The organism is Paraburkholderia aromaticivorans (assembly GCF_012689525.1).
In the GTDB taxonomy this organism is placed as follows: Bacteria; Pseudomonadota; Gammaproteobacteria; order Burkholderiales; family Burkholderiaceae; genus Paraburkholderia; species Paraburkholderia aromaticivorans_A.
Window position 1 is genome coordinate 788922 of sequence record NZ_CP051516.1, and the last position, 16685, is coordinate 805606.

The following is a 16685-nucleotide window of genomic DNA, read 5'->3' on the forward strand; positions in this document are numbered from 1 at the left end:
CGGGCAGCAGGCATCTCGTCGGATGCGCAGGAAGGAATTGCATGAACACAAAATTTGGTGAGCCTCAGCAGGATGCAGTCAGTCGGGACGTCTCCCACGATGAGCCGTTGTCGCCTGGCGCCGAGGACGCGCGCCGTCTTCAGGGGCGCGTGGCACAGCTCGAGAAACAGCTCGATGACGCGCTGAGCGATGGCGAGTCGATCGCGAAGCTCAACAATCGGATTCTGAAGCTGGAAGTTGAGCATGCCGCTTTGGTCAATTCGGTTTCGTGGCGCGTGACGGCACCGCTGCGCTCGGTGACCCGTGTCGTGGCGGCGGTCCGTCTCGCATTCAGCACCATTGGCCGGCAGGCCGAGGTCAGGGGCGGGCTGGGCAGCGCGCTAGGCTACTATGCGTCGGTGATTGGGCGCGAAGGTCTGCCAGGCGTCGTGGCGCGCGTGCGCCGGCTCAAAAGCGGGCGCGGATTCGCCGACGGTCCGCCGCGTGACGAGGTCTACCACGAGTGGATCAGCCAGTACGATACGGTCACGCCGACCAAGCAACGCGAAATCGAAGCGGAAATCGGTCTGTTGGCGCGCAAGCCGCTGATCTCCGTCGTCGTGCCCACCTTCAATAGCGACGAGCGTTTGCTGCGCGAAATGGTGGCATCGGTTCAGGCGCAGATCTATCCGCACTGGGAGCTATGCATCGCGGACGATGCGTCGACCCAACCGCACGTCAAGGCCGTCCTGCAGGAGCTCGCCGCGGCCGACAGCCGCATCAAGGTTGTCTTCCGCGAGACGAACGGCCACATTTCCGAAGCCAGCAATAGCGCGCTCGCGCTTGCAACGGGCGAATACGTCGCCTTGCTGGATCACGACGATCTGCTGCCGCCGCACGCGCTATACATGGTGGCGCGCTACATCAATCAGCATCCGCAAGGCCGGATGTTCTACAGCGACGAAGACAAGCTCACCACCGAAGGCAAGCGCACCACGCCTTACTTCAAGTGCGACTGGAACCCGCAAATGTTCCTGACGCAGAACATGTTCTCCCATCTGGGTGTGTTCGAGACGAAGCTGGTTCGGGAGGCGGGTGGTTTCAGGAAGGGCTTCGAAGGCAGCCAGGATTACGACCTGGCGTTGCGCTGCGTGGAGCTTGCCGGCGACGACAGCGTGATCCACATTCCGCATGTGCTGTATCACTGGCGCATCGTGCCCGGCAGCACGGCGGGCAGCGGCAGCGAGAAGCCGTATGCGCTGATCGCCGCGATTCGCGCGCTAGAAGAACACCTGAAGCGCGCGAACATCAGCGCGACGGTCGAGCATCCGGTTGAATCACTCGGGGTGCTGCGCGTACGTTATACGCTGCCGAGTCCGCAGCCCAAAGTGTCGATCATCATTCCGACGCGGGATGGGCTTGCGCTGCTCAAGCAATGTCTGGACAGTATTTTTGCCTACACGCTTTATCAGAATTTCGAAATCATCATCGTCGACAACGGCAGTGTGCGGCCGGAAACACTGAAATATTTCGACGAAGTGTCGCAGCGTCCCGATGTGCGTGTTTTGCGCGATGAATCACCGTTCAATTTCTCGGCGCTGAATAATCACGCGGCGCGCGTGGCGACCGGTGAATTCCTGTGTTTGTTGAATAACGATATCGAGGTGATCTCACCGGACTGGCTGAATGAAATGGTCAGTCTGGCCAATCTGCCGCGCGCCGGCGCGGTGGGCGCCTGCCTGTGGTATCCGACTGATGCGTTGCAGCACGGCGGCGTGGTGATCGGTCTCGGCGGGATTGCCGGCCACATGCATCACATGATGAAGCGCGGGCACTTCGGATACTTCGGTCGCGCGGTGGCGACGCAGAATCTGTCGGCAGTGACTGCGGCTTGCCTCGTGGTCAAGAAGTCGGTCTACGACGAAGTGGGCGGCCTGGAAGAAGAGCTGGCAGTCGCCTTCAACGACGTAGACTTCTGCATGAAGCTGCTGAAGGCGGGCTACCGCAATATCTGGACACCGTATGCCGAGATGTACCACCACGAATCGGCGACACGCGGCTCGGACCTCGATCCGGCAAAGTACGAGCGGTTCGTGAGCGAAATTCGCCGCATGGAGGCACGTTGGGAAGGCTGGTTCGAACGGGACCCGGCGTACAACCCGAATCTGTCGCTCAGCTGCGAGGTTCTGCCGTTTACACTGGCGTCGCCGCCGCGCATCGGCCAGTTCGAATAGCAGCGCAGGCGGCTCGGCGTCTGCATGAAGGCACGTGCGGCGCGCTGGGTCCTTGATTTGACGGGGTTCAGTCCGCTACGGCAGAATGCCGGGTTAAGATGGCTGCGGCTGTATCCAGAAATGTTCATCACGTTCCGGCGCGCCTGTCAACACGCCGCCGGAATTTTTAGCACCGTTTGTATCGGTTTGACAATCGAAACGCAGACGGTTTGTCGGAACCTATCAATGCAAATTTCTGTTTTGCGGCATCGGTCGCTCTTGTGGGACTTTGTCCGCCGTGACCTTGCGACTAAATTCCGCGGTTCGGTGCTCGGCTCCGTCTGGATGATCGTTACGCCAATCCTGACTTTGCTGGTCTATTTCTTTGTTTTTAGCGTCGTGTTTAAGGCGCGCTGGGCCGGCGAAGGGTTAAACAGCAAGGCGTCCGCGCTGATTCTTTTCAGCGGACTGATCACTTACACGTTCTTTTCCGAATGCTTTCTGCGCGCGCCGATGCTGATGCGCGAGAATCCGAACTTTATCAAAAAGGTCGTGTTCCCGCTCGAGGTGCTGCCACTCGCCATTACCGTGTCCGCAGTCGTGAACGCGGCGATCGGCTATGGCCTTCTGCTCCTGTTCAACCTGGTGTTCGTCGGCTTGCCGCCGCTGTCCGCCATTGCACTGCCGGTCGTTCTGCTGCCGATGTTTTTCGCCGTGCTGGGCGTGACGTATCTGCTGGCGTCGCTCGGCGTGTATTTGCCCGACATCAAGCTGCTGGTGCCGCCGATTTCCATGGCTATCATGTATCTGAGCCCGGTGTTTTATCCGCTCGACATGGTGCCGCAAATCCTGCGATTCGCGGTCGCGATGAATCCTTTTACACCGGTGCTGGAAAACGTACGGCACGTATTTTTCTTCGGCCAATGGCCGGATGTGGTCGGCATGATTATTCAGTTGGCCGTGTCGATTGCTTTTCTATGCGCGTGCTATTGGTTTTTCATGAAATCCAAAAAAGGATTTCCTGATGTGCTTTAGGAAATTCGCTTAAAGGTATAAGTCGAATTAACGTCGGCAGGTATTGGATTAATATAATGAACAGCAAGAAGGCGCGTGTTGGTATTGTTATCGTAACCTTCAATTCAGCGGAGGTGTTCGCGCTTGCGATCGAGAGTCTGATCAAGACCCGAAGCGATACGGAATTCGTGGTGGCCGCGATCGATAACGCATCCCGGCCGCCCGAGCGTGCCGCCGTGCAGGCCACGTTCGATCACGCCGTCGCCCAGCACGGCTTGCAAGGCGAATTCTTTCAGCAAGACAAGAACCTCGGCTTTTCCGGTGGCAATAACATCGGTATCCAGTACTGCCTGGCGGATCCGACGATCACGCATATCTGCCTGCTCAATAGCGACGTCATCGTCACCGACCATTGGCTGGACTATCTCGTCGCGGCGGATAAGGATGCGATCGGCCCGCTGACCAACGCGTCGAACAATGAGCAGGGCATTCCCATTCCCTACCATCTCGGCGACCGCAACAGACTGGGCGAAGGCAGCGCCGCGCTCGATATGCCGGTGCTCACGGAGTTTGCGATTCGCCGGCGTGAAGGCTGGCTCGGCTTGACGGTCGACAGCGACTTCCTGAGTTACTACTGCGTGCTGTTTTCGCGTGAGCTGATCGAACGCGTAGGCGCGCTCGACGAGCGCTTCTTTCCAGGCGCATACGAAGACGACGATCACTGCGTCCGCATTTTGCAAGGCGGATTCAAAATGCACGTGGCGCGTGATGTGTATATCCACCATTGGGGCTCGGCGTCGTTCGGCAAGCTGGATGTCGTTGAGGCGCAAGGATTCGCCGCGCAGAATCGCGCGCGTTTCGAAGAGAAGCATGGCCGCGCATGGCAGGACCGCACGCGCCTGTCCGTGACTGCCTGGATGCAGGATTCGTTGTTTGCGATTGCGTCGCCGAAACGGTTTCCGATTCACCTCGAAACGCATCACCTGTACGCACGCCAGATGCGCACGCTCGTGGAAGGCCTCGAGGCCTATTCGAAGCACCTGAGTGGCGAAATCGCGTGCAGGCAGGCTGACCAGTTGAACGATCTGCGTTCGCTGGTGATGGGGCGTCATGTCGACGAACCTGCGTCGGTGGCGTCGTTGTTGCCCGTGATCAACAGCATCGACGCGGACATCGAGCAATACCTGTCGATGAACGGCGAAGGGGCCTCGCTGGAAGTCGCGCAGCGCATGAAGGTTCGATTCGAGTCGTTCGCTCATGAGCTGGATGCGCTGGTCGCCAGGACGTCGGGTATGGCTCGCGAGCTGACCGCAATGCAAGCCGCCAAGTCGCAGGCCAAGTCGCTCAGCCTGAAGCAGCGCGTGACGAACCGGCTGGCTCGCGCAGCGCAATTCCCCACCTCGAAGGTGAGCCGCCTCGTGCGCGGATACGAATTGTTGCAACTGATGCGTCACGGCGACGGCATTCTTTTCTTCGCTCCGTATCCGACCAAGGAGCGCGAGCGCGACGGCTATTTCCAGCGCGTCAAGGCGATCGATTCGCTGTTTCCCTCAAAACACAGGGTGTATTGCGATGTGCGCGGTCATCCGGAGGCCAAGCCTTTCATCGAAAGGGCGGCGCATAACGCCTGGGTCCTGAATATTTCCCTGGCATCGGGCAATCAACGCCGGCTCGTCGCGCTATTGGCACGCCGCTTCAAACGCGTTTATTTCCACAGCGTCTTGCGCATGCCGAATCCGGCAGCGGAAGCGGCGCTTCGCGCGCCGGGCCTGAAATGGGTGCTCGACGTGCACGGTGTCGTGCCCGAAGAGTTTCGGATGCACAATGATTTTTTCTCCGCGCGCATCCATGACGATTGCGAGCGCATGGCGGTGGAGAAAGCGAGCCGTGTGATCGTCGTATCGCAGGCCATGGGCAACTATCTCGCGCACAAGTACCGCGAGCTGTTGCGCGCGAAAGTGATCGTGTTGCCGATCTTCGCATTGGAAGAGGGCAGCGAAGCGGTGCGGCCCTACAAGGATGGCCGACCCACGGTCATTTATGCCGGCGGCACGCAGAAATGGCAAAACGTACCTGCCATGATGAACGTGGTCGCGCAAGCACTGGAACACGCCGACTGGTGGATGTACACGCCGGATGTCGAGGTGATGAGAAATGCGGCGGCGCCCGAGGTTCAAAGCCACCCGAACTTCCATGTGGCCAGCGCGACGCGTGCCGAGCTCAACGAGCTGTACCAGCAGTGCCATTTCGGCTTCATTCTGCGCGACGACATGGTGGTGAACCACGTGTCCTGCCCGACGAAGTTGATCGAGTATCTGGCGTTCGGCATCGTGCCCATCGTGGACACGCCCAACATCGGCGACTTCAACACGTACGGCATGCGTTACGTGAACGTCGAGGATTTTGCCAAGGGACTGATTCCGGACGCGGCGACGCGCATGGAGATGGCCGCGCACAATCGGGCGATCTGCGAGCGGCTGGTCGAGCAAAAGGCCACGGGCGAAAAGGAACTCATCGAGGCGCTGACTTAGTCGGCTAACCGGGGCCGCCGCGCACGAGAGGCGGGCGGCTCCCGATCACAGCTTTGTGTAAAGCTGTTCATCAACAAAGAGAGTGGTCTTGGACGATATAGCTATCCACGTTCGCGATTTGAGCAAGCGTTACGAACTTTATGCGAAGCCTCACCATCGGCTGGCGCAGATGCTGCTTCGTGGGCGTCGGCAGTTTTTCGGCGAATTCTGGCCGCTGCGCAACATCTCCTTCAACGTGAAGAAGGGCGAAGCGGTAGGCATCGTGGGCCGTAACGGCGCCGGTAAATCGACGCTGCTGCAGATCATCGCCGGCGTCCTGTCGCCCACTCAGGGCGACGTGGAGGTCCATGGCCGGGTCGCGGCTCTGCTGGAATTGGGCAGCGGTTTCAATCCGGAGTTTACTGGCCGCGAGAACGCGTATCTGAACGGCTCGATTCTTGGCCTGACGCGGAAGGAAATGGACGCGGCGATGCCGGAGATCATCCGCTTCGCGGCGATCGGCGATTTCTTCGACCAACCTGTCAAGCACTACTCGAGCGGGATGATGGTGCGCGTCGCATTCGCGGTGCAGGTGCAACTGAACCCGGATGTGCTGATCGTCGACGAGGCACTGGCAGTGGGCGACGCGCTGTTCCAGAAGCGCTGCTATCAGCGCATTCGCCAGCTGCGGGATCGTGGCGTCGCGATTCTCTTCGTGTCGCACGACATCGAGTCGGTTCGAACGTTTACCGACCGCGCGATTTTGCTCCACCACGGCGAGGTCATGGCGGCAGGACCGTCCGGCGAAGTCGTGCTGGCCTATCGCAAACTGTTGCACGACGAGGAAAACCTCGCCAAGCAGAAGGAGATCGCCGAGCACAAGCAGGCGCTCAAGGCGGACACCGCACCGAAGGTCGCGGCGCCTGTGGAATCGCCGCAGTTGACGGCGCCTGCCGCGACGGCCGAACCGCTCGAGGCCGCTGCCGCCGAAGGGCATCTCGGGCAAGCCGTGTCGAACGTCGCGGACGCAGCGGATCAGATGGAAACGGAGGCGCGCAACGAAGGAGGCAAGTTCGAATTCGGCAGCCTCGAAGCGCTGATTACGGACGTCTCCGTGTTGGACGGCGCTGGCGAGCAATGCACCACGTTCTACACCGGCGATACGATCAAGATCGTGGTGAAATTCTCGATCCGTGAAGACATGGACAAGCTCTATGTCAACCTGCGTATCCGCAACAAGGAAGGCATCAAGATGTACTCCTGGGGGACGTTCAACCAGGACGCCGAGTTGATTGCCGGCAAGCAGGACGGTTTCATTTTCTGGAACCGCAAATTCCGCGCGGGCGAAGAGCATTCCGTCGTCTTCACGATGGACTCCTGCTCGCTGGGCGAAAATTTCTACGAAGTGCAGGCTTCGCTGATCCATCAGGAGTCGATGAACTTCTCCGATCAGGCGATCTTGCACTGGATCGACGAGGCCGCGTTCTTCATGGTCCGCGCGCGCGTCGACACGCATTTCTTCGGCGGCGTGTGCGATCTGCACATGCGCGCCGAACTTGAAGCACCCACCGGCGAAGCCTCGTAAGTCAACGCCCGTCAGTCGCAACAATCAGGTCGGCTGACTTTCTTCGACAAAACGGCTCGCCGTACAAAACCTTGGTATTGACTGTATGACCGTGTTTTCAAGCCACGATGTGCGAGCATGCTTGCGCCAGTGCGTCACCTGTTTCGGGCACGGCAGGATCCTGTACATCGGCGCGCATGCCGCTGATGCGCTCGACTTCCTGCTGGCCGCGGGAACCGATCCGTACGCGCTTTCGCTCGACGCGGATGGCGGGGCGCAAGCCGATCATCGGTTCGTGTCCGACCGGCTTGAAGCGGCGTCCGTCACGGCGCCCGCTCTCGACATTGCCCGGCGTGAATCTTTCGACGCGGCGATCGTGGTTCTCGCGCCGGACAGCGTGGCCGCCGAAGCGGCGGCGTGGCTCAGGCTGATTGCGGATGCGGGGATCAGGAACGTCGCGCTGGTGACGCCGGTCGCGCAGAACGGGACCGATGCTGTATCAGCCGACCAGTCCAAAAAACAGGCCTTCGAACTTGGGTTTCGCATTCACGCCCGCTCGACATTCGCGCGGCTGACTCATCCGCTGCCGCCGTTGTGCGGCTACGAAGTCTGCGCGTTCGAGCGTGCCGCGAACGCGTCGACGGAACAAAGCCCCGCGGTAGCCGAAGATATCTTGCGGCATACCGACCCGGCGTCGCAAACCGCAGTCGCTGAGTTCACGCAGATCGACGGTTTCGTTCGAGTCGGCGACGCCGTTCTCGTGCTGGACGACACGGTCGGTAGTGGCGCCTACATCGTTGCGCAGAATTCGACCGCGCGCCACGTGCTCGGCATCGTGCCGGACGCGCTGCGGTGCGGCTATGCGTCGACTCAGTATGGCGTTGCTGGACGCGTCGATTTCAAGCCGTGGGCCAGCGAGGTATTGCATGACCTTGCGAGCCATTCATTCGACGTGGTGATTTGCCGTGACGTTCGCCGATTCGCGCCGCTCGACTGGCCGCGACTCGCCGACATCGTGCGGCCCGGCGGCCGGTTGATTCTGGGGCTACAGGCGCCGGAGAGTACGGGCGACGCATCCGTCGAATTACAGTCTCCGGTCGAACTGCTGCGCTCGAGTACCGGTTCGACCCACGCAAGCTGGCTGCCGGAATGCGCGTTTATTTCGCCGCCGGGGGCGCCGTCGGACGTCGCCTGGCGCAAGATGGCACTCGACGAGCGCCTGGTGGCCAGCGACGGTCGCCTGATCGTGGTTTCGATGCGCGATCCCGTCGGCGCGGATGCGTCGGCTTTTGTCGACACGATGTACCAGCACGCGGATTCGCCGTCGTTCAATGTATTGCCGGACGGACGCAGCATGGTGAATCCATGGCTCTTCAGGAGCATGGTGACCATCGGCACGCGCATGAACAACGATGCCGAATTGGGGAGCCTGCAGGCGCGAGTCCTGGAGCAGGCGCCGCACGACACCGCCGACTACGGCGCCGCGCTTTGCGGCCACGCGTATCGCGTGCTTGCCGCACGGGCCTCGACGGACACGGTGCGCACGTGCGTGGCGGAAATTCAGGCGTACCTCGATACGAATAAGAAGGACGCACAATATCTGCGCTGGTCGATTTCGCAGAGTTTTGTGGCCGCGAAACTCTTGCAGGCGGTAGGCGATCTGGACGGTGCCGAGGCTTGGGCATTGAAGTGCGCCGCGATGGACCCGGTTCCGTTTAGTCCGCTGCTGACAACCAAGACGGTTGCCGCGCTCGATCTGGCGGCCAGCTTTGCCGTAGCCCGCCGCGACTACGAGGCCGCGCGCCGGTATCTCGAGCGGGCGGTGCAGGAAGTCCAACGGGTTCTGTCGGGCGACTGGGTGAACATTCTCGGCGACACGGCGAAGCCATTGAGCTTCGGGTTGCCGGAAGTGTCGCAACTGGCCGAATTGGGCGCACGGTGTGCTTATCTTCTGAATTATCTTGCCGACGCCGAGTATCGGCCCGGGCTGGTGTGGCGTGAACACCGGGGATTTTACGAGCGTGTGTTCGAAGCAAAGGACACACAGGTCGCAGCCTTGTTGGAACGCAACACCTTCCTGTACGGCGAGACACAGCGTCTGGAGGATGTCGCCCGGCACTTGAAAGGCGAAGCCGACCGGCTGGAAGGCGTCATCCAGCAAGGCAAGGATGAGGCAGATCGTCTTGAAGGCGTGATTAGAGAGAAGGATCGCGAAGTGGCTGGTCTCAGACAGGCCGCTGCTGCAGACGAAGCAGAAAAGGCTCGTCTCGCGGTTGCGCTCAAGGAACAGGTGCTCACTAGCGAGGCGTTGCGTGTGGCCGTTGCGCGAACCTTGAAGGCCAGGTTGCTGCGCGCGGCTCGTGCGCTTTCGCGGCGGCTCGGCGTGGCGGGTCGCGTCCGCCGGCCCGCACCGGCCGCTCCGCCCCCGGCGCCGGTCGCGACGCCCGTCAAGCGCTTTCCCAATGCGCCGTTGTTGCTGGACGAACGGCGCGTCGCGCAGTGGCTCGGGCAGTTCGACGCGGATGCGCCGCGCTGGGCCTCCAGCCAGGCGCTCGCGACCGTCTTGTCGGCAAGCGAGCGTGGTGCGGCCGACCTGAATGCGGATGACGCGCAACTGAAAATCATCGCCGCCGCCGATTTGCCGTCTTTGAGACCGCAGGCGCCTGGCGTGGTGATCGTCGTCGTGTTCGAGGCGGGCGACAACCCGTTCGCGTTGCGCAGCGACGTCTACGACCATGTGGACTTGTGTATTGCACTCGACCATCACGTGTTCCTGGGACTGGCGCTGCTTCACCCCATGGTGATCGAAGCAGCGCCCGCGAATGTCGTCGACTCCGCGCGCCGTTTCTGGAAAGCGATCAATAGCACGCAGTCGCTGATCGTGCCGGACGCTGCCGCCTTCAACCCGTCAGTCGCGCCGGTCGTCATGCTGCAGGTCGACAGCTTCATGGTCGGCGGTCTCGAACGTGTCGTCTTCGACTTGCTGGACCGTTTGGGCAAGGCGGGCTTTCAGGCCATGCTCGGCGTCACGGGCGACATCGCGACCGAGGCCGAGGCCGAACTCAAGCAACGCCAGTTCAACTACGTGCGCCTGCCGGGCGATCCCGCTGAGCTTCGCGCAGTGCTGGTCGAGCGGAAGGTGGCGCTCGTCAATGCTCACTATTCGCTGTCGCTCAGCGAGGTGTGCGCTTCGCTGAAAATACCGTTCGTCCAGACCGTGCATAACATGTACATGTGGCTCGACGCCGCGGGCAAGGAACAGTGGCGTCGCGTGGATGAGGTGACGGACGCGTATATCTGCGTATCGGCTAACGTCGCGATGTTCGCCGATGTGAATCTGCGCCTGAGCGCGGACCGCATGATCGTTGTGCCGAACGGCTGCGACTCGGGCAGCGCGATGCCCCTGCTCGAACCGGAGCGCGACCTCGCGCTGCGCGAGGAACTCGGATTTCCGGCGGATAGTCCGGTCTTCGTCAACGTCGCCTCGATCAATCCGGTGAAAGGTCAGGGTTTGTTGATCGACGCGTTTGCGATCGCGCATGCGAAGCGGCCCGACATCCGCCTCGTGATCCTCGGCAAGCATTCGGATGCCGGCTACGCCGCGCGGCTCCAGGAGCGCATCGCACATCACGGCCTACAGAGCGTGGTGTCGATGCCCGGCTACCGGTCCGACGTCTATCGATTCGTCGATCTGGCGCGCGCAGTCGTGATGCCGTCCTTTACCGAAGGCTGGAGTCTGGCGATATCGGAGACGCTTCAGCGCAACGCGCCGGTCATCGCCACCGATGTCGGCGGCGCCCGCGAACAGTTGATTGGCGAGGCAAGCACAGTGATTCGCGCCTATCGTGACGACTGGTCGACACTGGACGGCGCCGAGTTCTACCAGGCCATCGCCAACGAGTGGGAACTGCACGCGGTTCGCGACGAACTGGCCAGAACGATGGTCGAGCACGCCGGGCGGCCGGTGCGCCAGCCGCGCGAGGGTCTGCAGCAATCGTTCCAGTCGATGACACCGACGGAAGCGTACACGCGGCACGCGGAGGTTTTCGCGGCCATCCTGACTCGCACGAACGCCGATTGCGTTCGCTATGCGTCGTATCTGCCTCAGCGTCAAAGCCGTTACTTCAAGTTGACCGATACGCGGCCCGAAGTGGTCTGAAGCTGCTGGTTTCAAAGGATATCTACCATGGCAAAGAAAAAAGTAGTGGTGTTTGCCGGCACACGGCCGGAAGCGATCAAGGTCATCTCGGTGGTGCAGGCGCTGCGCGCGGCTCACGACGATTTCGACGTGTGCCTGTGCTCGGTCGGGCAGCATCGGGAAATGTTGATGCAGGCTTTCGCGGACTTCGGCGTGACGCCGGACGCGAGTCTGGACGTGATGTCGCAGAATCAGTCGCTGGCGGGGCTGAGCGCGCGTCTCTTCACCGCGATCGATGAATTCCTCGCCGCGCAGTCGCCCGACATCATCCTCGTGCAGGGCGACACGATGACCGTTCAGGTGGCCGCGTTGACGGCGTTCTATCGTCGCATTCGCGTCGGGCACATCGAAGCCGGGTTGCGCAGCCATGACATGGCCGCGCCGTTTCCGGAGGAACTCAATCGACGTGTGGCGTCGCTCGTGACCGACGTCCATTTCGCGCCGACGGAATTGTCGAAGAAGAATCTGCTGGCGGAGCAGGTGCCCGCGGAGCAGATCTTCGTGACCGGCAATACCGTGGTGGACGCGCTGTATCTGATGCTCGATCGCCTGAAGAACGAGCACGTCGAATTGCCGGAGCGAGTCGAGGCCGCGCTCGCGGAAGGGCGGCGCATCGTGCTGGTGACGGGGCATCGTCGCGAGAGCTTCGGGCCTGGGTTCGAGAACATCTGCACGGCGTTGCGGACAATCGCCGAGGCGCATCCGGACGTACGTATCGTCTATCCGGTGCATATGAACCCGAAGGTCCGGGAAGTGGTCAACCGCGTGTTGAGCGATCAGCCGGGCGTCTATCTGGAAGAGCCGCTGACCTACAAGCCGTTTCAGCGGCTCATGGCGGCGAGCCACATCATCCTGACCGATTCGGGCGGGATTCAGGAGGAAGGGCCCGCGTTGGGTAAGCCGGTTCTCGTGATGCGCGATGTGACCGAGCGGCCGGAAGGCGTCGAATCCGGCGTCAACAAACTGGTCGGCACGGATGTGGACACGATCGTTCGTGAGACGGCGCGTTTGCTCGACGATCCCGCTGCATATCAGGCGATGTCCGCCGGCAAAAACCCGTTTGGCGATGGAACCGCGGGCGCTCAGATCGTTGCCATTCTGAAGTCGATGTTCGCGCAGTCCTGATTGGCATTCCGCTGGCAGTTGCGGGCCGGGCATCGTTGAGCTCGCCCGCTTGCGCTTGCGCTTGCGCTTGCGTTCAGTCCGCATTCGGCCGACCGCTGTCAGTGTGCAATGTCGTATTGATCGATAAAAAAATATGAAATCCAAAGACCGCACCTGGGCAGCGGGGGCGCCCATCACGGCCGGCCTGAATGCACCGGTGATCGATGATAAGGCCTCCAACGGGATCTGGCTGCTAGCCGTCTTCGCAATCACGCTCGGGCTGACGTTTGCGCGGATGCCGCAGCGCCTGACACAAGGCTTCCTTTGGGCGGAGGACGTGTCGATCTTTCTCAAGGGGGGCTATGAGGAGGGGTTCAGATCGATATTTGACCCGTACGCAGGCTATCTTCACGCCGTTCCGCGCCTGATCGTCGCGGCGTATGCATCGGTGGGGTCGCCTGTCCATGCACCGCTGGTCCTGGCGTGGGTCTGCGCGATCGTGCTGGCCGGCGCTGCGACTCTGCTGTTCTCTGCTGTGTATCGCCATGTCGGCCGCGTTGCGGCCATGTGCTTCGCGCTTGCGCTGATTGTCGTCCCTCAGGATGGCGAAATATGGCTAACCGTCACCAATCTCCAATGGATCCTCGGGCCGTTGCTTCTCGTTCTGCTCTGGCGAGAATTCGTGGCCGAACAGGTTTTCCCAGCGCGAGTGTTTTATCTCGACGCGGTGCTAATCGTCCTGCTCGCTCTGACTGGCCCGTTTGGTCTTGTGTTTAGTGCGTTCGTCATTGGCGCTGCGTTTATCAAGGGGCGGCACGAGTGGACACGCCGCACATGGGGCCTGTTTGTCGCATACGGTTTGGCACTTACGGCCCAAATGGCGTGCTTACTGCATGCGAGCTCGCAAGGCGGCCTGGTCAAATTCAATCCGGCCGATTTCCATTGGATCAATGCTTTCCTTCGATATTTTGTTCTCGATTTTATAAGTCCAGCTTCGTTGAACGATCAATGGAGTGGTGGCATGCATATTTGCGCGTCGCTTATCGCTATCGCCTGTTGTGGTTTCGCGTTGTACAGGACGCCCGGGAATTATCGCCTTGCGTGCATCGCACTTCTGTTTTGCGCTGTCCTGTTCTGGGCACTTGGCATCGCCCGATTTGGGCGCACAGACCTGCCCATGCGATGGTCGATGGGCGGATCGAGATATCTCTACGTGCCGTTCGTATTCTGCTTCTGGACATTTGTCATCGGCCTTTCAAAGGCGAATGGCGCTGGTGCCAAGTTGGCAGCCGTTGCACCCCTGCTGCTGGTTTGCATTTCCAGCGCAACGGGTTTTGCGAGCGGGAAATGGCCCGCGACGAATATTACGTCGCTAGTGACCGGTGATGCCGTTTCGTACCGGTTATCGCCGCCGCCTAGCGATTTATTCGGGACGACCATCAATACCGTGCGGTAAGGCCCCTTATGCCGTCGCATGGCATCGGAAAATCGACCTGTAGTCGCGGGAGATCGCGCTGCATGAAAGTCGCGCTCCATCAATTGATGTCATGCATTGGGGAGATTCCGCTCCCGCCGAATCGTGGGAAGGGAAAAATCCCGGAAAAATCACTGGTAAAATCGATGTCTCAGAAATATGCGGCGGGAGAGGCGATTCATGGTGGATTCGGTAAACGCGGGCAAGGACCGAGCGCCGTCGCTGGACATGCTGCGCGGCTATGCGGCCTTGATCGTCGTTTTCGCGCATACCACGGTGGCTGGGCTTTACAAGGTCGAGCCGCTGTGGGGATGGCTGAAATGGACTCCCCTGCGTGTTTTGTGGGCCGGCCACCAGGCAGTGATCGTGTTCTTCATGCTCAGCGGCTATGCGCTCGCGCATATGTACGGCGAACTGAGGTCGCGCCGTTACCTTACGTTTGCCGCGGCGCGGATCATCCGGCTTTATCCTCCATTCCTGGGGTCGCTCGCGGTCGCGGTCGGTCTGTACTGGCTCGTCGGACGCGCGGGCTATGTCTGGGAGCGCGGCTGGATGTACACGGCGCATCCCGTACTCGATAAGCAGGTGATCTTCGATCATCTGAAAATGATTGGAAGCTATGACACCGGCACGATCAATCCGCCTATGTGGTCGATTGTGCATGAGATGAGATGGTCACTGGCATTCCCAATCATTGCCTTTCTCGTCAACCGCTTTCGATTCAAGGCTGTCATCGCAGCAATAGTGAGTTCGACGCTCATTGGTATTGCGGCGCTGGCTGGATCGCCTACCCATATTCCCTGGCCGCTTCAGGATGCGCTTCTGACGACGCACTACGGTACGTTCTTTGTCATAGGCGCGTGGTTTTATTCCTGTCGTTTTCAGATTGTCGACAGGGTGACTGCGTTGCCGGCAAAGTCACGCGCCATGTGGTGGATCGCGGCATTGGTCCTGTTCTCCTACCCATTCGACAATCCGTGGAGCATCGGTGGACGCATTTTCGGCGACCTCGGGGTTTCAATCGGAGCATTCCTGCTGATGGCGCTGTCCTTCACCATCAAGGAAGGGCGCGTTTATTCGATTGGACACTGGTTGGGGAAAATCTCCTACAGCCTGTATCTCAACCACTACGTGATACTGAGCGTGTCGCTGGTGATTCTGTATACCCGCTTCGGGCCGGTTCCTGTCTGGATCGCCACGATTTGTGGCGCACTGGTTCTCGCGTTTGTGATGAACAGGCTGGTCGAAGTGCCGTCGCAAAACTGGGCCCGAGCCTTGCGCCGCCGCTTGTCGCCAAAGGCGGCTGAGTGTTCGGCAAATAGTGCGAACCTTGTTTAGCGATAACGATGGCTGAGATTCAGATAGACCCCGTTTCTAGCATCGAGAATGCCCTGTCGCCACGCCGGTCTTTAGTCGACGGCGCTTTCGTCTTTGTCCTCGCTTTTGTCGTGCTATTTATCCGCATGCACGGTCGACTGACGCGCGGTTACCTGTGGGCAGAAGACGCACCCATTTTCATAAAAGAAGGATTCGAACTTGGCGCTCGGGCCATCATCACGCCTTATGCAGGATACCTGCATGCGGTGCCGCGCTTGCTGGTGTATGGCTATACGTGGTTCGGGACAGTTATCTCAACGCCGCATGCGTTTGTCTGGCTAACCACGTCCGCCACCGTTGTTTCCTGCCTTTACCTGTATGTGATCGCCGCGCGCTATCTACCGCGCGCCAGCGCCTGGCTGATCGGTCTGTCGCCCGTTCTCATTCCTCACAATGGTGAGGCCTGGTTGACCGTCACGAATCTCCAATGGGTGCTCGCGCCCGTGCTGCTCGCGATGATTTGGGACAGCGCGCAGCGCACCGACACGAATCGGATCTTCGGCCGTTGTGTCGCCATCGGTCTCCTCTCGCTGACCGGCCCGTTTAGCATTCTGTTTTCGCCCGTTGCCGCGCTGGGCGTCGTGGCTCACCTGAAGCGGTCTGGAAAGCGCCTCTGCTCGTTGCCGCTACTGGTCGTCGTGGCCTGCGGCCTGATTCAACTGGTGACGCTACTGACAAGCCCGCCAAACCATCCGGCAGCCCACGCAGCAAGCGAGTATTTGCACTTCGGCTGGGTGGGAGCGTTTTTCCGCTATTTCGTGCTCGACTTCTTACTCGCCGACCGGTGGATCAATGGTTTGGGCAAGGGGATGTTTTATGTTTCATTCGCGCTGTTCGCCGCGGTTCTGGCGTGCGTGGCGACTTTGCCCGGCAAATGGCGCAACGTCTGCGTGATTGCGCTCGCGTTCGCCGTCGTGTTCTGGATGCTTGGAGTCGTGCGGAGTGACGCGCCGCAGTTGCCCGTCCGGTGGTCGGGCGTGAGTGCGCGGTACACCTTCTTTCCGCTTATTCTGTGCATGTGGACGTTCGTCATCGCGGCCACCCAAAGCAGAATCGCGCTTGCGCGCTACGGCGCTACGCTGCTTTTATTGCTGATGCTGGTGAACAGCGCATTGCGATTCGCGGTCCCGTGGTATCCCTACGAGATCGTATCGACGCAAGGTGGCGTTTTCCTTGTCCACGCGCCACCAGGTGATGTGTTCCGGGCAGAAGTCAAACCGGCGCGCTGATCGTATGTGCTGATAGATCGGCG

At 60.5% G+C, this 16685-nt stretch carries 9 protein-coding genes; all 9 read left to right on the top strand.

All coding sequences use genetic code 11. The annotated features are described in order from the left end of the window. Positions 1-41: 41 nt before the first annotated feature. A complete protein-coding gene (locus HF916_RS31575) occupies positions 42-2213 on the top strand; it encodes a glycosyltransferase family 2 protein (protein WP_206002022.1) in 2172 nt (723 codons plus the stop codon). A 24-nt stretch (positions 2214-2237) separates the two neighbouring features. Further along, positions 2238-3227 carry an ABC transporter permease gene (locus HF916_RS31580; protein ID WP_168792794.1) on the top strand — a complete coding sequence of 330 codons (990 nt, stop codon included), beginning with the start codon at positions 2238-2240 and terminating at the stop codon, positions 3225-3227. 56 nt (positions 3228-3283) lie between these two features. Then, complete coding sequence (locus HF916_RS31585) at positions 3284-5737, top strand: glycosyltransferase (protein WP_168792795.1); 2454 nt, start codon at positions 3284-3286, stop codon at positions 5735-5737. A gap of 88 nt (positions 5738-5825) precedes the next feature. Further along, positions 5826-7301, top strand: coding sequence for an ABC transporter ATP-binding protein (locus tag HF916_RS31590; RefSeq protein WP_431311451.1), 1476 nt, complete (start codon positions 5826-5828; stop codon positions 7299-7301). An 85-nt stretch (positions 7302-7386) separates the two neighbouring features. Continuing rightward, entirely contained in the window at positions 7387-11439 is a 4053-nt protein-coding gene (locus HF916_RS31595) for a glycosyltransferase (RefSeq protein ID WP_168792797.1), read from the top strand. A 27-nt stretch (positions 11440-11466) separates the two neighbouring features. Beyond that, positions 11467-12603, top strand: a complete 1137-nt coding sequence (wecB, locus tag HF916_RS31600) for a non-hydrolyzing UDP-N-acetylglucosamine 2-epimerase (protein ID WP_168792798.1) — start codon at positions 11467-11469, stop codon at positions 12601-12603. Between the two features lie 133 nt (positions 12604-12736). After that, positions 12737-14038 carry a hypothetical protein gene (locus tag HF916_RS31605; protein WP_168792799.1) on the top strand — a complete coding sequence of 434 codons (1302 nt, stop codon included), beginning with the start codon at positions 12737-12739 and terminating at the stop codon, positions 14036-14038. Between the two features lie 246 nt (positions 14039-14284). Then, the gene (locus tag HF916_RS31610) at positions 14285-15394 is read left to right on the top strand and encodes an acyltransferase family protein (protein WP_168792800.1); all 1110 of its coding nucleotides are present in this window, start codon (positions 14285-14287) and stop codon (positions 15392-15394) included. Between the two features lie 8 nt (positions 15395-15402). Then, positions 15403-16662: a hypothetical protein gene (locus tag HF916_RS31615; RefSeq protein ID WP_168792801.1), complete on the top strand. Its 1260-nt coding sequence runs from the start codon at positions 15403-15405 to the stop codon at positions 16660-16662. Positions 16663-16685 lie beyond the last annotated feature (23 nt).